This is a genomic window from Nitrosomonas sp. Is37, assembly GCF_033063275.1.
Lineage (GTDB): Bacteria > Pseudomonadota > Gammaproteobacteria > Burkholderiales > Nitrosomonadaceae > Nitrosomonas.
This window is the reverse complement of the sequence record NZ_JAWJYP010000011.1, coordinates 78,143-99,367: the sequence shown is the minus strand read 5'-3', so window position 1 is coordinate 99,367 and position 21,225 is coordinate 78,143. Positions and strand designations below refer to the sequence as shown.

Below are 21,225 nucleotides of genomic sequence, written 5' to 3'. Positions count from 1 at the left end.
AGTCTCATGCGAAAAAGATCATCACAGGGGGTGGGTTCTTGCTTCTTTGGCTTCATCAATTCACCACAAATTAGGGGTCAATAGTATTAATTCTGGCAAATTCCATGAAATTCCATGCCTTTTGAATATCCCTCAATGCCAATATTTATGCTAGTTTCTATAGTATTTCAGGGGCGACTACATTAGTCTATGTTTGAAACATAAGGAATTAAATAACGACTTTAGGCAGTTGCTACGGCGATATCCGGAAATCAAGCCTTTAACCTAAAAACCGCGGTTGACCGCTTGATTGGAGAGCTAGCCGCATGACATATAGAGGCATTTTTAAAATTTTTTCATTCATCAGAATGGTGAGATCGCTACGAGGTGCATCGTATGTCGCTCCAGGCGCGAATGCGGCGTTGCTCTTTGTTGCAGGGGGCGGCCCTGCGGCCTTATCGCGCCTTGCCTCGCACCTAGATTACCATATGTTCCACTCCGTCCAGCCGCGGTTTTTAGGTTAAAAAAATTTTTCCAGTGGGCTCAATTATGAGAATTTCTAGCCGTTGTTTATAGTGTTTAGGAGAATCTGCAGGGTAAACATCTATAAATGTAGCCGATAAATTACTGGATCACCAGGAGATTTGGCAAAACGATACCGATTCAATTACGATCTATCAAGTTCTTAATCGGCTAAAACTGCAAGTATTTGCTTCGTGCAATAGCATGTATAAACATTTATATATATAAATACAATCGCATGAATGGTTTACAAAGGTTAAGAAATTTATTCTGCACATTTCCAGCTAGTTTGTCATATAGAAGTTAACTATGTCATGTTTAACGCTTAAATTTGAAGATATTAATGATATATTTATTTTCACATGCCTAGACAAATGCTTCAATAGTTCTCAGTTCTCAGTTCAAAGGATAAAGATTTGATAGGAATACTGTTGACAACCACGTTATACTTTAGTTGAAGATATGCTCAATCATACTTATTCCATTTCTAAATCAAAAATGACGCAAGAGCGAGCCGCAGACAGTATAAATAATACGACAAGGAGAAACCGACAAAGTCAGGTTTGATTTGGAAATGGAAATAGGACCGGTAAAAGACACATAGAAGGCACATTGACAAAATCATGCATGCAGACATTTATCCCGTTATCCTCTCTGGTGGCAGTGGTACCCGGTTGTGGCCACTTTCCCGTGCCGCTTACCCCAAACAACTCCTGTCGCTTGTTGGCAAGGAAACCATGCTGCAAGCTACTCTTGCCCGGGCAACCAGCTTGCCGGGTACACAAGCTCCTATCCTGGTATGCAATTCAGAGCATCGCTTTCTGATCCGGGAGCAATGTGAAGCGATAGGTATCACTCCAGCGGCTATCTATCTTGAGTCGGTTGGTCGTAATACTGCTCCAGCTATTGCACTCGCTGCATTTCATCTTGCTCAGATGGATGAAAATGCCGTGATGCTCGTTCTGCCTGCTGATCATGTTGTTGATGATCAAACTGCTTTTGCAGAAGCCGTAAAAACAGCAACACTTGCTGCCCAGGAAGATTATCTTGTCACATTTGGCGTAGTACCTCATGCACCAGAAACAGGTTATGGCTACATCAAGGCCGGGGATGCCATCTTGCTTGCTACACCCACTTCGCTCATGCCCAGTCGGGTTAAATCGTTTTTCGAAAAACCTGACCGGGAAACCGCAGAGGCTTACCTGAGGGAAGGTGGCTACAGCTGGAATAGCGGCATGTTCGTTTTCACTGCTAAGCGTTACCTGCAAGAACTGCGGCAGCACCGACCAGACATTTTCGTTGCCGTACAAAAGGCCTGGCAGGAAAAAACAACAGATATTGGTTTTATCCGCCCCTGTGAGCGCGCATTTTCTGCCTGTCCATCGGATTCCATTGATTATGCAGTCATGCAGAACACCGATTGTGCCGCTGTCGTGCCCGCACAATTTGGCTGGAGCGATGTTGGTTCCTGGGATTCTCTGTGGGGAATTGCCTCTAAGGATGCGGATGGCAATGTCACCAGTGGTGATGTTTACATTGCTGATACCAAAAATAGCTACATCCGCACCGAAAATCGGTTGGTCTCCGTGATTGGTCTTGAAGACGTTATCGTCATTGAAACAGCCGATGCTGTGTTAGTCATGCACAAGAGCAAAGCCCAGCAAATCAAGGAGGCTATCCAGCATTGTAAAGTCAACCAGCGCAAAGAACACCTCGAGCACCCGCGCGTTCACCGTCCTTGGGGTTGGTATGAAGGCATCGATCAAGGAGAACGCTTTCAAGTCAAGCGTATCATGGTTAAGCCAGGAGAAAAACTCTCATTGCAAATGCATCACCATCGTGCAGAACACTGGATTGTGGTCAGTGGTACTGCCAAGGTTACGGTAGATGGCAAAGAAATCCTGCTCACCGAAAATCAATCTACCTACATCTCTCTTGGCCATATTCATCGCCTGGAAAACCCGGGAAAAATACCTTTGCATTTAATTGAGGTTCAATCTGGTTCATATCTTGGAGAAGACGATATCGTGAGATTTGAGGACCATTACGGCCGTACAACATAAGCTTTAAGCAAAGACCAGAGCCGATATACAAAAATGTTTATTAGCTTAGATTCACGTTGTGCAAATTCTATCTATCTTTGGTTTACATTTTTACCATTACCCTGGATATTTAACAGAGAAGGGAATGGTTATATTCGACTGATTAATTTATAAGTTTGTAATATGTAGGAAGAATTCCTACAAATGCGTTAGGGTAATACTGATAATTTATATGGTTGTTATTCCATTTACTTCTAAAGCTGCAAGTATAAAAATGAATCAATTCAAATCTATAAATCTCCTTGGTTGTATAAAGTTTTCTATATTTATAGCAAGAATCTGATGTATAAGGATTGTACAGTCGAAGGGTGACTAAAACTGTATTGCTGGATATAGAGTTGTTTTTCTACAATTATTGATGGTGTTTCTTTACCTAGCTGGTTTATTACACTGGCCGAGTAAAAAGGTACGAGCAATATTCACAAGGGACAAGAATGAAGAAAATTACAAAAGCTGTCTTTCCTGTTGCTGGACTAGGAACACGTTTTTTGCCAGCTACCAAAGCTAGTCCTAAAGAGATGTTACCCATCGTCGATAAACCGCTGATTCAATATGCTGTGGAAGAAGCGGTTGCATCTGGCATAACCGATATGATTTTTGTTACCGGCCGCTCCAAGCGATCTATTGAGGATCATTTTGATAAGGCTTACGAACTCGAAAATGAGTTAGATCGGCGCGGCAAAACTGAGATGTTGACTTATGTCAGAAATCTACTGCCTAAAGATATCAATTGCGTTTATATTCGCCAGTCAGAGCCCCTGGGTCTTGGTCACGCGGTATTGTGTGCCCAACCTGTTATAGGTGATGAGCCATTCGCTGTTTTGTTGGCGGATGATCTGATTGATGCTGAACCACCGGTAATCAAGCAAATGATCCAGGCTTATGATTATAACCGTTGCTCGGTAATTAGCGTCCAACAAGTTCCAAAAGAAGAAACCAGCAGTTATGGAATTGTGGAAAGCAAGTATAGAGACGAGTCGTTAGAATGGATCAGTCGCATAGTGGAAAAACCTAAACCGGAAGACGCGCCTTCCACATTGGCGGTGGTTGGACGTTATGTATTTACACCAAGAATTTTTCACCATTTAACACATATAGGAAAAGGTGCGGGTGGAGAAATTCAACTGACCGATGGAATCGCCGCCCTGTTGAAAGAGGAACAGGTTCTAGCTTATCGTTATCGTGGTACTCGTTATGATTGTGGTTCCAAACTTGGCTATCTGGAAGCAATCATAGCCTTTGGTTTGAAACATGGTGAATTGAATGCCGAATTCAAGCAGGTACTTCAGCGATACACGGAAATCAAATCGTAGAAAATTCATAAAAGCGCGTACTCATAGCAAAATACTTTGATTATTATTGTGCTTTAACTTTTTAATGGAATAGACGTTTACTACCTTAATCGGTATCGAAATGTTAAAAGTATTAAAGTAGTAGCGCAGGAAAGCCGCTAAATAAAAGGCTCATTTCCTAATTGATGAGATTCGAAGGTTTATTTGCTATGACTTTCGACGGATAATAAAATAAATTTACATAATGACATTGTATTTCATTTTGTATGATCGTCATTCATTCCAGTGACAGTAAGATGCGACTGCACCAAGACAAGAACACCGTGTCCTGTTTGGGTCAATTTTTTAAGCCATGTCTACCATTGGCCACTTCAGTTTTATCCACCAAAATCACACCATTGGTTGGGCGCTGATGACTAAGCAGCTCAAAACACAGACTGCAATCGAATTCATTGTGGACGATCAGTTTACCGCTTCCAGCGTTGTGAGCTGTCTGCACAAAGTGCTGTCTGAAAAAAGCATTGTCGATGATCGCAATGGATTTGCCATTTCCTTGCCATCAGCAGGCAAAAGGGAACATATTCTTCCTGGTATTTACAAGAAAAATCTTATATTGGGCTACTGTGCCAGAATCTCGTCACATTGGGTGAACGCATGGACGACAGTAATAAAAAGTACTTGCTGCCGGAAAATGCCCCAGTACCTCAGATCATCTATACACTCAGATCCTTATCGGTGCCGTCCCGGCAGCGCTGACTTTCACTAACCCAATAATCCAATTCAAGTTTAGACTTATGGCCACTGCTAGCAAAAAACCTAAACCTACTGCTGCCAATACAGGAACGAATATATCAAAAAAAACAACTTTATCAGACACGAGGCGTTTGTCTCCTGAGGATCCACCCATTTTTCTGCGCGACAGAGAGGGACGTCTCATTGCTGGTATCAATCTGGAGAAACAAGAAGTTACAAACAATGCGATTCGATTGACTGGATGGTCTTTAGGTTCATCAGGTCTTGCGTTGCTGCGTGATGGCAAGGAAGTCGATGCGGAAATACTTCGTTTTTCACGCCACGACGTTTTGGAAGCTTATTCAGTAACATCTGATATCGAGTCAGGATATGAGATAACAATTGAATATCCTGAAGAGGGAGCATATAGCTTGCGTTGGTATCTTACCAATAGCGGCAAGATCACGCATAATGATTTTGATCTTGGAATAATTATCACTGCTGTATCTGGCTCCAGCATAAAAAGAAAACAAAAGACTGTTGTTCCTCCGCAGACATTAAATAAACTATCTGATTCTAATGCCGTCCACGCCAATATAGAGGAAATAAATAGCTTTTCCATTCGTGGTTGGTGCTTGATTGAGGAGCATTCTCCAAAGGCTATGGTGCTTCGTATTGGCCAATCAGAATACTCCGTGCAACCTGTAATACGGGAAAGAAAAGACGTTTCTGAACAATTCAGTATTAATGAGGATAAGGTAGGATTCGAAATGCACCTCCCTGGCTACATTTGGGACGGTATCTCGGAATCGAATGATCTCGAGATCGAAATTCTGGCAGAGGGTTATGCCTTGCCGAAGATGCCGCTCATTATAACCAGAAAGGCTGCTGCCCAGTGGGTCGAGCAGATTTTTTATCAAAGCAAAAATCAAAATCAACAATTCTTTGGCTTGGTGGCTCTGGAGCATATACGTTTTGGCTGTCTGATGCCGATGCTACCAGCTGAAGTTCAGGCGGCTGTTAAATTATTTGTCGCTAAGATGAACCTTGGCGACTACCTCCCTGAAGTAGAAGACACTGATAAAGATGTTCCTGCTGAGTCGTTTGTGACCTTGATGCACTGGAAGGCACTTAGACAACTTAATGAGTTACTTACTGATGCTACGACTCCTCAAACTGTATTCCAAGCTGTAATTGATGTGATGGACCGCTTAGGTCTCAGTGGTGAAGTACGTGATCGCTATCTCGATTCTGTTGTGCCAACACTTTGCAAGCACGACATTTATCGGCGTCTAAAAGATGTCACTGATATTCAGCGTTGGCATCGCTATGACCATGCCAGCGACGCGTGGAGTTTGACCATCGCATTACCCGCACTAGTGGTTTCTGGTCACATCGAACGTGCTATTAATGTGCTTTGGAAACTTACCAAATATCTTGAAATCGGCTGGATCAACACCGAGTGCATCCACTTTGCCGTGCGCGAGCTGGATCGCCAGTGTCGTGTTGGGCAAATCGACTTCCAGCTCGCAGAGCGTTTCAGATATGCTGTGATAGGCGTACTAGATACATTTCGGGGTGAATGGTTTTCGCGCTTGCGTGACCTTGAATTGGTGCGAGCGGCGGTCGTACTGTTGTCGTCATGGTCAAGCTACACGGATTATTTCCGTCAAGACCTTGTGAAAAGTCTGGTGCGCAATTACGGTCTCTCACCTGAATTCTGGTACTTGCTAGATGAGCAGCATCCGCAGCTTAATGACAATGAGCTGATGCGGGCTAGTAAGTATTGGGATGGCTTGAAGCAGACGTTTGATTCATCTAGGCCTGTTATTCAAAACTTGGAATCGCTAGTCGAACCTATTCGCTATTTTCGCCACATGGACAATCCTGAAGCCACCATTTTCTTGCGTGAGGTTGTGGCCAATGCATTGCCTGCCTTGAATGTTGAATTAACAGCTGCGGGTCGCATGTTCATCAGTATGTTGCTTGAAGATCCAGCTGAAGGAGTTCGGCTTGCTGCCTTTCCTTTGGCGGAAGAAAACCGATTGCAGCATGAATTTCCAGAAATGAAAGAGAGGTTAATTCAGGCCCTGCGAGAACTTAGTCCACGTCCAAGAAGTATGTTCTACGAGGCGCAGCATACTGCGGCAAGGCTCGCCCGTGCCGTGACTGATGCATTGGATCAAGATGATGACAGCAGCCTGCAGCGCGCCCTGGATGCGCTACAAAACCACGCCTTGAACCTTAATGACTGGCAAAATGGCTTTCTCGGTGCTGATCTGCTCGGATACTGTTGTGAATGTCGTTTGGGCAAAGATATGCAAGTAGAAAATTCACTGCTTTTTCTTGAAAAAATCATCAATAAAGCCATTGAAGAGACCAAGGTGGGCTACTTTCTTCCACCCCCTGTGCAATCAGCTTTGATGCGCCTCGTGCGGTGGCCAGAAAAAAAACCACTGCTACAACTTTTTTTAGCGAATATCAAAGCAACTGTCAGTGCAAAGTTTGGCAACAAACATGATGACATTTTCAATACGCCGACCAAGCTTCAATCCTCAATGCCGACCAGCGGCTATCCACGCGATACCCTTGTCGTCATCTATTCCTGTCGAAAATATCTTGATACTCGCATCGAGACTATTCGTGCTACCTGGGTGCAAGACCTTAAGGCGCGCGGTATTCCTTATCTGATTCTAGTGGGTGATGGCGATGACACGGTCCAGAGAGATATCCTCGCACTCGACATCTCAGACAAATATGAAGATTTGCCGAAAAAGACACTGAAGCTCTTCGACTGGGTACTAAAGTACACCGATTTTCAATATGTTTACAAGATCGATGACGACTGCTACCTCAGTGTCGATCAATTTATCGATAGTCTGAGCTATCGCAAGCACTTTTATTATGGCCGCGTTATCCAGCGTGGTGTAGGCAGCATGGATCGTGCTTGGCATCAACTAAAATCACACACCGAGCATGCACGCAAGACCATCGACAAATCCCCTGAGCCATCCACCTATGCCGATGGCGGTGGGGGCTATGTGCTCTCACGTCTGGCGATGGTTAAACTCCAGGAAGCGGCTCAGAGCGAAAAGGGACAAAGGCTGATCGCATGCTCCCTGATGGAAGATAAGCTGGTTGGTGATCTCTTGGCAATTAACGATATCTTACCCAACAATGAGGATTACGAATCCTACCAGCGGCGGCGTACTTTTAGTGAAGCCATTCCAGTGGGCATGTGGGAAAATACCTTCTTTCCTACGATGGACACGCCGATTGTCATGGCGCACATGGACACTGATCGCGATCATGTTTTTGTACGAGAGTTACGTGATATCGGGGGATTGTGGCCAAAGCGAGTATGGCCAACATCCTGTGGAATTCTTATAAATGCTAAATGGACGCCTGAAGGTACGATTGGGGCAAATCAACTCGAACTCTTGAGTACATCGATGCGATTGCAATCCATTGTCAGCGAGCCATTCGCAGTCGTCGGGGTAGTGCGCAATGAGATGCTGATGCTGCCCCATTTCCTCAATCACTACCGGCGCCTCGGCGTACGCGCTTTTTTTCTAGTAGATAACGTTTCTGACGACGGTACTCGCGAATACCTGTTAGAGCAGCCAGATGTCGCGCTGTTTTCCACTGATACTGAATATCGTTATTCTCACTACGGTGTTGCTTGGCAGCAGGCCATTCTGGGTAATTTCTGTATGGGTAAATGGGTTTTGCTAGCCGATGCTGATGAATTGCTGATTTATCCAAATTGTGAGAACACATCCATCGAGGATTACTTGACTGTTCTAGAAGCGGATAACATCGACGCGGTGCGCGTGAACATGATCGACATGTATCCATTTGGTGATCTGGATGAAGCCGATTTTTCTCGTCAATCGCCTTTTGATTCTGCGCCTTGGATGGATCGTAAACCCTTGCAAGCGTGGTTACTTGGCTCGGGTTATTACTCGAACACAATGAGTTATACTAGTTCTCTCAGGCACAGACTGTCTCCTGACAGCGAGCCCGTTGCTTTTACGTCCCAAAAATACGCCTTGCTACGCTATCGTCCATGGATGAGAGTAAGTCGAGGATTGCACTACGCACAGGGATTGTTGAACGTCGCTAAGATGCCCGTCTGGTTTGCCCACTTCAAATACCACGCCGGTTTTAAGGCCAAGGTAAAAATGGAAGTACGACGTAATCAGCACTTTGATAACGCCAAGGAATACCGGCGTTACCTGGAAATCTTGGCTGAGAGCAAGGGTCTTTTCGGTGATGAAGGGATATCGCAGTGCTACGAGTCGAGTGGAAGTTTCACAAACTTAGAGTTTTAAAAGTATCTAAGTAAAAGTAAATGATTCATTGTCTCGGCTAAATCATAATGTAGCAAAAGAAGCCATATTTGGTTCAGTAAAAAAATGTACTCTGCATAATTAGGTGAATTTCTCAATAATTATTTTAATGCTTTCAATAATTATCTGTCTTGTCAATCATGAAGTGATATCTTACAAAGTCGTATCTGGCATTCATGAATAACTAATCAGTAGTGATTGGAAAATGATTGCGATTGTTTTAACCCCAAGAGGGTATTGAGATATTGCAATAGAGAAGATTTAAAAATGAAATTCGATAGCTTATTGATTTTAACGTATGGTCGTACGGGCTCTACACTTTTATTAGGAATTCTGAACTCGATACCTGGAGTGTTGATTCGTGGCGAGAATATGAATATTTGTGCTGGTTTTTCACTAGCTTACAACTCACTATGTCAAACATTGAAAGAACATAAAAATGATTCTTCTTCATCAACTGATCCATTTTTTGGCGCATTCATGCTAAATGAAGATGTTTTTCTGAATGATGTTAGGTTAGCATTAAGAAATCAATTAGTTCCGAAAGATTGCGAAAATATTCAATGCTGGGGTTTCAAGGAAATTCGTTATACTCCGCCCGAATTACGAATATCTGGGATTGTTAATATGATGGGATATCTTGATTTTCTGGAAAAACTCATGCCACGCCCAGCATTCATTTTTCTAACTCGAGATCATCAAAAAGTCTCTAAAAGTGGATTTTGGAGTGATCAGGAAACCATCAATGCAATAAAGTGGATGTCAACTTTCGAAGAACAAGCCTCAAATTGGAGCAAATACCGCCAAAACTGTTTCTGGATTGATTATGCAGATTTGATAGGTGATCGAAAGAATCTTAAATCACTTTTTAATTTTTTGGGTGCTGAATACGACGATGCTCGTATCTTGGAAGTGCTGGGCCGTGAACACAGTTATGCTGGAAAAGCCGAGAACCTTGGTAATGCAATACGAACAGAACGAAAATTCATGAAGTTACGGATTGAGGTAAATTCTGTTCCTGGTATGAATATTGCATTGATCGATCATCGTCCCGTGTGGCTTGCTGCAAATACACCATTCAAAATTGGGGGTATTATGTTGCCATCAGAGCAAGCATCTCCCATCGCCAGCTTGATAGTTGAAGGATGTGATAGTGCATTTGTGCGTACCTGCCTCCCATCTCCACGGTATTTTGAAAAGCATCCTAATAATCCTTATTCCGCAACGGCTCGTTTCGAGATTACTGGCTTGAAGCTCTCCGGAGAACAGAAACTCGATATCTTCGTTAAATTTGCCGATCAAACCAAATATCAGATAGCCCGTATAATGACCGAATGAAGCACTGGATTGTGATCAACATAACACTCCGTTTTATCTGGTCAGTCATTGCGCTGTTGCTGGCTATCTCTGCCAGTTTTGCCAGCGATAAGAAAGGAGTAGGCTTAGCAAATCTACAAGCGCCGGAGCGTATCGTTACCCTAAATGTAGCTTGGTATTACACGTGGAAACCTCAGCCTATTGATGGTGCACCTATTGAGAAATTTGTTCCCATGATATGGGGTAGGAAGCGATTGGATGTGGAAATTGCTGAGATGCGGGCGAACGGTAAAGTGCCGATACTGCTTGGTTTTAACGAGCCGAATAAAGTTGATCAATCCAACATGTCTGTGCAGAAAGCCGTCAGAGAATGGACCAGATTGGAGCCTCTGGCTGATCGCCTCGGATCTCCGGCACCCGCTGGAGTGCTCGGCCCATGGTTTGAGCGTTTTTATCATGAGGTACGAAAGAAGAAACTCAAGGTAGATTTTATGGCTGTTCATTTGTATAGCCCGCCAGACCCACAAAAGTTTCTGGCAAAGATTGATGCTGTTTATGAAAAATATCGCATGCCTATTTGGATTACCGAATTCGCGGTAGCGGACTGGAATGCGAAGAATAAGTCTGGTAGCAATCGCTATTCGGAAGAAGAAGTGCTTGCTTTTATGAAAGCTGTTTTGCCTGAACTGGAAAAGCGACCGTACATTGAGCGCTACGCATGGTTCGGCGCAGGAAATTATTCACTGAGACATGAGGAGGTACGCACGTCGCGCTTGTTTGAAAAGGATGGCACACTTACACCTCTGGGGCGCTTCTACTCAGAGTTTCAATAACCCCACTCAGCAATTTATATGAATAAAAATACTAATACTGTTTGGCATCATGCTACCGTGACCCGCTATCGCCGTGAACAACTGAATAATCACCGCTCTGCCGCGCTATGGTTCACCGGTCTTTCCGGTGCTGGCAAATCGACTTTGGCTCATGCCGTAGAGGAGGAACTTTACCATCTGGGTTGTCGCACTTTCGTGCTGGATGGTGATAATGTCCGTCACGGTCTATGCTCAGATCTCGGCTTTTCAACCGAAGATCGTACAGAAAATATCCGGCGCATCGCTGAAATGGCCAAACTCCTTACCGAGGCAGGCGTGATTGCTTTAACAGCTTTTATTTCACCGTTCCGCAGTGACCGGGAGCGGGCACGCAACCTCTTCTCGCATGGTGACTTTATTGAGATTTATTGCCAGGCTCCGCTGGAGCTCTGCGAACAACGTGATGTGAAAGGTCTCTATCGCCGAGCTCGAGCTGGCGAGGTGAAGGAATTCACGGGCATTTCTTCACCTTATGAACCGCCGCTCAACCCGGAATTGGTGGTTGCAACGGATAGTCTGCCTTTGGAAGACTGTGTAGCGCAGGTACTTACGTTGCTACGCGTACGCGAGGTGATTAAGCAGCCAGAATGATGACGAGAATCAAACAACCTTTACCGTTCGCGGTGAGCAGTGAGTAGTGAGCTTGTCGAACTGTCGAACCGCTAAGCAGCTTATACTGGCCTTCGATACGCTCAGGCCGAGCGGTATTTCAGCTTGCTTCGGCCTTCGACAGGCTCAGGCAAAATAGCATTTTTGTAACCATTATGCTGAAACAGCTACGAGGTGATATTCATCAACAGGGAAATCTTAGGGAAATCCCGCTGTTTCTTATCGAAATGCAGTCGTGCGCTCATTATGGTGAAGATAGCATCGTTTAATTTGAGGAACAATTACGGCTGAGAGTCACATTATGACGGGGAAAAAACAACTTTTGCTCATCGATCCGACCGGTAACCGAAATCTTTCTGAAGAAGAACGCGTTCTTTTACCAAGCGGACAATGGCAGCTTGTCACGGCCAGTGCTAACAATCAGGAAGCCATTACTCAATCGAAAGCTGTACTTGTGCGCGCAGGCTCCGGGGGGGATCTTTGCAAGGTGCTCGAGTTCATGAATGGTAAATTGACGCCGGGTAGTTGTTTGATCATTGCCACTCAACCTGACCAAGAGGAGCTTGCTCGGCTGGAGAAACTGGCCAGGAATCTTGGCCTGGAGATCACACAGCGATCGACTCAGTCAGGGCAAATACTGCTGCGCTTTGATTCTCGCCCTATCAGACCCGGTCAGCTTACTGCTGCCATCAACCGCCCCACACAAGTGCTGACGCCGGTGCAACAGGATTTCCTGAGACTAGTGTTTGACGAAGCCTGGTATATCAGCCGTCATCCGGTGGTTGCCCATTTTATTAAGCAAGGCCTGTACGCCAATGCAGAAGCTTATTTCGTCGCTGAGGGTGCAAATGCTGGCCACTCTCCTGGACCTTTGGTCGATGTACCACTGTGTGATAATCAAAGTGTGTCTGTTACCTTTCTTTACTATCTTACCAATTCAGCATCCGTCTCGCCATGCTCACTGTTCGATGAAAGTTACTATCGGAACCGCTACCCCGACATCGACGCTGGTATCCAGCACGGTAAATTCGTCAGCGGCTACCATCACTTTCTCAAAAGCGGCTACAGAGAAGACCGCCGACCACACCCCTTTTTGTTGCCATTTAGCACGCGTATCAAGTTTGGGTTGACCGTAAGCGATGCTCCACTGCAAGACTGGCTCGCTATATTGGAGGGGCGTACGGAAGCAGGCGTACTTTTCGACACCGCTTGGTACCGTGCTGTGTATCAGTCCGAACTTATCCGTCACGACTTGCTGCCGCACCGTCACTTCGCCCGGCGGAATCTCTGTGGCAAGGCCGCATCATTGCCAGATTTTGACGCGGGGTATTACCGCAATGCTTATCCTGACTTAGAAGATGTCGACGACTTGCCTTTACATTATTTATATAAAGGCATTCAGGAAGAACGACGGCCAAACGACTATTTTGACCCCCAGTATTACCTTACTAACCATCCCGAGGTCGCGCGTGAAATTGCTGAACTTGGGCTGCTTGGTTCTTTTGAACATTTCCAATTAATCGGTGCTAAACGGGGTCTGCGCGCCCATCCACCGCTGGCACAAATCCTGGTACCGGAACGCGAAGGCAAGGCTATCTTCGAGCGCCAGGCCGAACTCATTGCCGCGAATGTGCGCATGGGTTATAAAATCCGCCTGCCACAAGTTGCTCAACCGAAAGTATCAATTGTCATTCCAGTCGTCGATAACTTTGCCTTTACCTTGCAACTACTTAAACAATTGTCGCACATCCTCGATGCCGACACCGAAGTCATCGTTGTCGACGCCGCTTCGAAAGACGAGACCCGCAAACTGGAAGCGTACGTTGACAACGTTAATGTAATTCACCTTGATAAACGCGCCAGTTTTTCGGCCAACTGCAATCTCGGCGCACTGCTGGCCGGCGGCGAAACCCTGGTGTTCATGAACAACGACATTACACTAGAACCGGATGCGCTCGGAAACGCTATGAGCCGCCTGTATAGTGCTTCGGATATCGCATGCGTGGGGGGGCGAGTCATGCGTAGCCACGGGCTGGTCCAGGAGGCAGGTAATGTCATTTGGTCAGATGGATCGACCAATGGTGTCGGCCGGGATAGCCAGGCCAACGCTCACAACTTGCTTACTGTGCGCGATGTCGACATGTGTTCCGCCTGCTTTATTGCTGTCAAGCGCGACGTCTTTGGAAAAATTGGATGTTACGATGAAGCCTTCGACCCTGGTTACTGTGAAGATGCTGATCTTGCCTTACGCTTCTGGAAAGTGGGCTACCGTGTCGTCTATGATCCTACCGTAATTGTGCATCACTACGAATACGGCAGCTATTCCAAAGGTCGCCCCCCCAGTACCTCTGCTGCGCTCATTCTTGCGCACCAGCAAATCCTGCGCCGCAAGCACACCGATATTCTTAAGCAACAACCTGTTCCTGGAACACTCAGCGTGCTTTTTGCGGCTGATCGCCGTTATCGGCAGGGAAATACTGTTCTTTTTATCGAAGATCGGCCACCGGAGAAACACCTCGGCTCTGGCTACGTGCGTTCAGTTGATATTATTCAGGGCTTGCGCGCCATGGGTCATAACGTAGTAGTGTGGGCGAGGAAGCGCGGTCATAACCAGCATGCTTGTTATCCCGATCTGGGTGGAGTGGATGTAGTGCTCGCTGATGAGCATGCAAGCGATCTTAGCCAGTTCCTGCAAGCCAATCGCATGCTCTTTCAAACTCTCTGGGTCTGCCGAACTCACAACTTCAGCTTTTATTATCCCGATCTCATGGCCTGGAAAACTGCGCATCCCGAGGGTCAACTTATCGCAGATACTGAAGCTCTGACCACAATCCGTGAGATCGAACAAATGAAGGTGCTTGGTCTGGATCCTGCTTCCGCACAGGAAAAACTCAAGCAGGAAATAGCTCCTCTGGAGCTCGCTGATCGCGTTCTCACTGTGAGTCAAGCCGAGCAAGCACTTATCCAGCAACAATTATCTGGTAAGGATTGTCGCCTGCTTGCTCACCAGGCTGATTGGCCACGCCAGCATCCTGTTCGCAAGGTGCGCAAGGCCTTTGAAGGCCGCAAATCTTTTGGTTTTCTTGGTGCGGTACATAGTCTCGAATCACCCAATTTGGATAGCATCATCTGGTTGTGCAATGAGTGCTTTCCACGCATCCGGCAACACCTACCTGATGTTACCTTGCGTATTGCCGGCTATTGGGATGAGCGCGTCCCTCACGGTCTAGTGCAGCTCACCGATGGTATAGAATGGGTGGGTGGGGTTGACGATCTAGACGACTTTTTTAGTCAGATTCGCGTTTTTCTTGCTCCCACCCGTTTCGGTGCCGGTCTACCGCAAAAAATCGCCAGCGCGGTAGCCAATGGGGTACCCTGCGTAATTTCACCTTTGCTGCAGCGACAAATCGGCTGGGATGAGCAGGTTGGCTACCTTGCGCCTGCGAATTTGACGCCTGATGAGTATGCTGAATGCGCGGTTCAGTTATATAACGACGCAAAACAGTGGGCACGGATACGCGAAGCGGGACTATTGGCGGTAGAAAAAGATTTTGGGGAAAGAGCGTTTGTACAGATGCTGGAGATGGCAGTGGCTTCGCCGCTATAATCCCGCTGAATACGCTGAGATAGTTATATACTGATAAATTTTTGGGATTTAGAATGGCTCAGAAAGATAGTAAAAAGAAATCGAATGTGGTGACCGATATTGATCATGGGGCGAATACAGCCGGAGCGACTACCATAACCAAGGTACAGCCTACTTCTAAAATACAAAAACAAAATGTATTTATCTCCGGCAATATATCAGGGAAAACTGGCGAAAGGCTCTTTGGTTGCATTGATTCGATAGACCAAGCAGGGGTGAAGGGTTGGATAATAGATGTATCGGCTCCAAGCAAGCAAATCCGGCTATCAGCCTATATCAGGAAAAATAGAGTCGGTCAGGTCGTGGCAAATATATTCAGACCCGATATCAGCGAGATTGTCAAATCGCCAGCCTATTGTGGATTTCATTTGAAATGGGACAAAAATCTCCTGAAGGAAACCTTGAACGATATGGCTGATGACCAGCCTTGCCCGGTTCTGGTTATCCCTGAAGGTGAGGCTCTTGCGATTGCTATAACGGCCACCTTGATTCCATCCGTTCATGAAGCCAAATCTTGGCTTGGATCCGGTATACCAGATGGCTATCTGGAATGCATGGATGAGAACTTGGTTGTTATGGGGTGGGCGGTTGCTCCTAGCCAGGATTCGCCCGCGCTTGTCGAGTTGCAGCTGAATGGAGAGGCAGTTGCGCAGCAAACTGCTACACTCCCGCGCCCTGATTTTATAGGCAAGCATTCAGATAAACTGCATTCTGGCTTCAAGATTGCGTTGCCCCGTGCGTCATTATCGCGCCTGGCATTTGAAATAGAGGCACGTGTCGATGGTTTTTTGCTTCCGAACTCCCCCGTCAAGGTGGACTTCACGAACAAATTGACTATCAAGATACTCGGTATAAAAAATCAAGAAATACAAGCAGAGCTTACTGGATGGCCAGGAGCTGCGCTGGATGGGGAATTGCATGTCGATGGCAGATATTTTTCAACGATAAACTTCAACCCCTCATCGGAGAGTCAAGGTGGTACATACCATTGTGCTGGCCGTTTGGCGCTACCCCCCCAGTTTGTTGACGGCCAGCCCCATGTCTATTTTGTTTGCATTCGAGAAGGCGAGGCCGTCGTCCGCAGCGATGCAAGAGTTATCGCATACCCCACCTATTCAGTTCATATTGATTGGGCCGATTTCAATCGAATAGTGGGCTGGGCATTCAGACATGATCGAAAAAATCCACTGACACTCAGTATCACCTCACCAGAACGAACAAAGCGCACGTTCCAAACACAAATTACACGAGATGATGTCTTGTCGGCATTTCCAAATGCTATTGTAACCAGTGGTTTTGCATTGACTTTTCCCGTCACCCAACTGTCAGGAGCTATATCTTATATCCTTCAGGACGAAGAAACCGGCATTACCCTGGCAAGAGTCTCAGTCGCAAGCCCGTACGATGTTATGTGCGAGCTCGCTTATGACATGGCGAAATCGGACTCGGAAACTACTCGAGTGCGTCTGCAAACAGTGATGTCAAAGCTTGTTATGCGGTCTGGGGGCGGAGTCGAATTCACCAGCAAAACTATGCCGCCTCCACAGCGTGCTCAGTCGCCAGCTGAGATTGATGTCATTATCCCCGTCTACGGCGGTGTGGCTGAAACAATGGAATGCATTGAAAGCGTGTTGGCTGCTAAAAACGAGACTCCCTCGCGTATTGTAATCGTTAACGACTGTACCCCGGATTCTTTCATCAAGGACTATCTGAATGATCTCGAGAAGCGGGGTCATGAAAATCTTTTGATCATTCATCGCACCATTAACGGCGGTTTTTCTGAGGCAGTTAACATTGGCATGATCGTTGCCGCAGATCGCGACGTCATTCTTCTTAATGCCGACACTGTTGTTCAATCCGGTTGGATTGATCGTCTCGTTTCATCTGCAAAAAGTGATCCTCGCATCGGCACGGTCACGCCTCTGTCCAACAACGCGGAAATCTGCACAGTTCCCTATCAGTGCAAGTCACTTCCCGTTGCCAATGCTGCCTTGGCACAAGAGGTCGATCGCGTAGCGGCTACGGTGAATGCTGGAAAATATGTTGATATCCCCGTGGCTATTGGTTTCTGCATGTATATCCGACGCCAATGTCTCGATGAAATCGGCCTGTTTGATGCAGCAACCTGGGGACGCGGCTACGGCGAAGAGGTTGATTTTTGCCTCAAAGCGACTGCGCAGGGCTGGCGACATATCATGACCGGTGATACTTTTATTGTGCACCGGGGCAATGTCTCGTTTGGTGATGAAAAACTCGAGCGCATCAAGGAAAGCGCAAAAAAAATCAGCGCACGCTATCCTTTCTACGACCAATTAATTCAGCGATTCATCTTCGCTGATCCCGGTGCAACCATTCGCCGCGCCATTAACCTTGCACTCATTAATGCAGTTCTCCCCAGTAAGCGTATCCTGCACGTCACCCATGGATTCGGCGGTGGCACTGAGCAGTACATCGAGGACATGAGTGCTCTTAACATCGAGGCTGGCTATACTCCTATTGTGTTGCGCTTCAACGATACCGGTAAGTCAGAATTGGATATCGAGCTTACTGAAACCCGTCTTTCGGGCTTCTTTGCCGATCAACACCGCGAAATCTATTCCGAGAATGAAATCGAGGCGCTGAAAAGTGATATTGATAAACTAGGTATCGAACGCCTGCATCTGCATGCTCCTTTCGGTATGCCGATGCATTTGCTGGAATGGTTAACTGACACCTATCCTACAATCATTACAATTCATGACTACGCCTGGATATGCCCGAGAGTGACCCTCACCACCCCAGGAGGGCGCTACTGCCAGGAGCCACCGGTGGAACAATGCAGGCGCTGTATTGACTTCTTTCAACCCCATACGGGCTTGCAGCACTTTGTCGAAGACGCACAAGGCGATATTGCCCAGTATCGGAAAGCTTTCAGTCGCATCCTGGCTAAGGCCGAAACTGTGATCGCAGGGGCCAGGGATGTCGTTCAGCGCATGGAGCATCATGGTATGCAGGCGGATTACAAGATCGTGCCACACCCTACGCCCAGGGATTCGGTTTTCAACAAACAGGTTAAGGTCAACGAAGGTATTTCGAAAAATGGTATCGTCAAAGTGGCCTTGATTGGTGGCATTAGTGAAATCAAGGGGTATCATCAACTGGTAGAATGTGCCATGGAAGCCGAGCGGCGACGACTGCCCATCGAATTTATCGTATTTGGCATAACAGTTGACGACAGTCAACTTGCGCGCTATTCGAATGTGACGATTCTAGGAGCGTACAAGGAAGACGAACTGGAGGAGCTGATGTTGGTGCATCGGCCCCATTTGGCGTTCTTCCCCAATCAATGGCCTGAAACATTTTCATATACTCTGAGCCATGCTTTCAGATTTGGGTTATGGCCGATCGTGACAGATATGGGTGCACCGGCAGAGCGGGTCAGGGCTGCAGGTTTTGGAACGGTACTTGAAGTTGCAAGGGTAGGGGAAATTCTGGATGCTATCCTTGATTTAACAGTAACTGCACTATCGAATGAAAATATTTCAAACTGCCCGAGCAGCTACACTACCACCTTAGAACAATATCTAACTCGATGAAAAAAGGCTTTATTCCAGATTTTCCATTAGAACCAATTAAGGTGTGAATATTGGGTTAAATTTAACGGGGAGATCAAACGTTTAGATTGATTCCAAAAACATCGATCCATTCACGTTATTGCATGGCCATGGCCAGGTTAATGATCTTTTCCCGGCCCTCATGAGTGATATAGCCAGCTTTGGCAAAGAGCTTATAGCACAGTGTTTTGAGGGTATGTTGAACCTCAGGTTTACCTGAAACCGCATCACTTCTTAGTACCGCTTGGCGAAACAGGTTCATCAAATTGTAAGTCAGCATTTCTGTCATTAAAGCAGCTTCAGTCCCCCAGAAATCTCTGAGATTAAAGCTTTTCTCACCAAAATCATATTTCAGTATCTTTGATACGGTTTTCACAGTCAGTACGACCACGATACAAACGCCAAAGTTCTGCTACAGGTAAATCCATATCTGTGACTAGTGCACTGTAGTGGTATTGAGCAAAAACTGGATCATCTGCAAATATAGACAATGTCTTACCCTTGGCATCAGGCTGTTCATCAATCTTTTGTAGAATACCCACTATCCGCCGCGTGGTTTTTTCCAACTTGGTTCCTGATAATCAAAACTAATCAGCTCTATGCTATCACCCAGTGCCCACCAATCTGTCTCTTCTACCAATGCTCTTTGCAATGGCTGGTTGAGACGCAAGGCAATTAGATGCCACTGTCAGACTGAAAGCATGAACTGCAAAAGCAACTGAATGGATACATAATCTCTATCTATGTTCCTAATTAGCGACAAAATAAATATTTTAAGAACATGATGTTATATATCATATATAAAAATACGTCACTAAATAGCGACAAAATAATTCTTTAATAAATATAGTATTACGTACCATACATATATCATACATAAAAACAAGTTAATTAATGGCGACATTTTTCCCATATTTTACTTATGAAATATTAAGTAACTCATTGATTAATAATTAGTATATGTTTTGGTATGAATCCTGCATGTATAAAAGAAACTTTTATAGGTATTAAATGTAAAAAAGTATTTTTGTCACTGTGCTAACCATTGTGCATTTGCTTCACCTTTCTAGCCACGACTTTTTTCAAGGCAAAATTGTCTATCTGTAGGGTTGAGAAAAAAAATTATTATCACTGACCTACAAGGAGATTAACAAGTCATGATGGAGATATCGTCATATCAAAAGATAGTAATTATGTCAGGTTGCGGCAAACTACAATTTTCTAAAGCTGTATTGAATCAATTCGGTCCAGTATCCGCTTTATCAATCTCATGCCACCCCAAGCCGTTATCTCTTTATTGGTAAAGCGAAGCTCAAAATCTACGAAAGCTCTCCGGAAAAAAATGTGCGCCAATCAGAATACGTTAATTCGCTAAATTATCCTTATTTTTAACAAGTTATTCTAATGGCTTTCATTAAAAAATCTTCCTAATGGAAAATCTGGATTTATATGCCAATCCAACTAACACAAGAACTGATTGCCAAGCTGCGCGAGCATGGTGTTTCCACTCTGCATCAACCTGGAGCAATGCTACCTGAAAACACTGTGTTTGAACCACCATGCAGTATCAAATGGATGGATATCATACATTCACTTCATCTAGGCGCTTTCAGCTATGCGGTAAGCGGATATTATTTCGGTTGCCGGATCGGACGTTATTGTTCGCTTGGGGAGGAGATACAGATCGGTCGACATCCTCATCCTATGCATTGGATAAGTACGTCCCCATTTTTTTATCAACCCTACAATAATGTTTTGGATCAACCTTTGCCGGAAGGGGTCGATTTGCAACCACGCAATGATTTCATCAAAGGTGCTCCACCGGTGATAGCAAAATTAACAACCATAGGTAATGATGTGTGGATTGGGCATGGCGCTTTTGTTTTGCCTGGAGTCACGATTGGTAATGGCTCAGTAGTGGCTGCGATGTCGGTGGTAACAAAGAATGTGCCGGAGTATGCGGTGGTAGCGGGTTCTCCGGCGAAGGTTGTACGCTATCGGTTCCCAGAAAACCAAATTGAAGCTCTATTGGAAAGCAAATGGTGGGAATTTGCACCTTGGCAGCTAAAGGGTGCGCGAGTCGATGCTGTACCAGCCTTTCTGGAGCAAATCGAGACACTTCGATCGTCAGGAATGGAAGTCTACATGCCATCTAAGATTTATCTGCGTAATCTGGCAACAACTTGTACTGAGTAATAAAGAATAAAAC

The 21,225-nt window shown here is 45.6% G+C and carries 13 protein-coding genes; 11 read left to right on the top strand and 2 right to left on the bottom strand.

What is annotated here, in order from left to right:
- Positions 1-305 precede the first annotated feature (305 nt).
- The 10 genes from R2Q26_RS07120 to R2Q26_RS07075 all read left to right on the top strand — a co-directional run bounded on the left by R2Q26_RS07120 (position 306) and on the right by R2Q26_RS07075 (position 18,998).
- Positions 306-503 carry a hypothetical protein gene (locus R2Q26_RS07120; RefSeq protein ID WP_317535651.1) on the top strand — a complete coding sequence of 66 codons (198 nt, stop codon included), beginning with the start codon at positions 306-308 and terminating at the stop codon, positions 501-503.
- Between the two features lie 621 nt (positions 504-1,124).
- Positions 1,125-2,564, top strand: a complete 1,440-nt coding sequence (locus tag R2Q26_RS07115; protein WP_317535650.1) for a mannose-1-phosphate guanylyltransferase/mannose-6-phosphate isomerase — start codon at positions 1,125-1,127, stop codon at positions 2,562-2,564.
- A gap of 473 nt (positions 2,565-3,037) precedes the next feature.
- Positions 3,038-3,916 (top strand): UTP--glucose-1-phosphate uridylyltransferase GalU, encoded by an 879-nt coding sequence (gene galU / locus R2Q26_RS07110; RefSeq protein WP_317535649.1) that lies wholly within the window; start codon positions 3,038-3,040, stop codon positions 3,914-3,916.
- Between the two features lie 331 nt (positions 3,917-4,247).
- Positions 4,248-4,661 carry a hypothetical protein gene (locus tag R2Q26_RS07105; RefSeq protein WP_317535648.1) on the top strand — a complete coding sequence of 138 codons (414 nt, stop codon included), beginning with the start codon at positions 4,248-4,250 and terminating at the stop codon, positions 4,659-4,661.
- Positions 4,662-4,689: 28 nt separating this feature from the next.
- Positions 4,690-8,961, top strand: coding sequence for a glycosyltransferase family 2 protein (locus R2Q26_RS07100; RefSeq protein WP_317535647.1), 4,272 nt, complete (start codon positions 4,690-4,692; stop codon positions 8,959-8,961).
- A 285-nt stretch (positions 8,962-9,246) separates the two neighbouring features.
- A complete protein-coding gene (locus tag R2Q26_RS07095) occupies positions 9,247-10,317 on the top strand; it encodes a sulfotransferase (protein ID WP_317535646.1) in 1,071 nt (356 codons plus the stop codon).
- Entirely contained in the window at positions 10,314-11,129 is an 816-nt protein-coding gene (locus tag R2Q26_RS07090; protein WP_317535645.1) for a glycosyl hydrolase, read from the top strand. The genes R2Q26_RS07095 and R2Q26_RS07090 overlap by 4 nt, the downstream gene beginning before the upstream one ends.
- Before the next feature lie 18 nt (positions 11,130-11,147).
- Complete coding sequence (cysC, locus tag R2Q26_RS07085; protein WP_317535644.1) at positions 11,148-11,759, top strand: adenylyl-sulfate kinase; 612 nt, start codon at positions 11,148-11,150, stop codon at positions 11,757-11,759.
- A 319-nt stretch (positions 11,760-12,078) separates the two neighbouring features.
- Entirely contained in the window at positions 12,079-15,384 is a 3,306-nt protein-coding gene (locus R2Q26_RS07080; protein WP_317535643.1) for a glycosyltransferase, read from the top strand.
- 53 nt (positions 15,385-15,437) lie between these two features.
- A complete protein-coding gene (locus tag R2Q26_RS07075) occupies positions 15,438-18,998 on the top strand; it encodes a glycosyltransferase (RefSeq protein WP_317535642.1) in 3,561 nt (1,186 codons plus the stop codon).
- Between the two features lie 115 nt (positions 18,999-19,113).
- On the opposite strand, the gene R2Q26_RS07070 is transcribed toward R2Q26_RS07075, so the two are convergent.
- Positions 19,114-19,407, bottom strand: coding sequence for a hypothetical protein (locus R2Q26_RS07070; protein ID WP_317535641.1), 294 nt, complete (start codon positions 19,405-19,407; stop codon positions 19,114-19,116).
- Entirely contained in the window at positions 19,361-19,582 is a 222-nt protein-coding gene (locus R2Q26_RS07065) for a hypothetical protein (protein WP_317535640.1), read from the bottom strand. Before R2Q26_RS07065 ends, R2Q26_RS07070 begins: the two co-directional genes overlap by 47 nt.
- Before the next feature lie 883 nt (positions 19,583-20,465).
- On the opposite strand from R2Q26_RS07065, the gene R2Q26_RS07060 reads away from it, so the two are divergent.
- Entirely contained in the window at positions 20,466-21,212 is a 747-nt protein-coding gene (locus tag R2Q26_RS07060) for a CatB-related O-acetyltransferase (RefSeq protein ID WP_317535639.1), read from the top strand.
- The last annotated feature ends 13 nt before the right edge of the window (positions 21,213-21,225 follow it).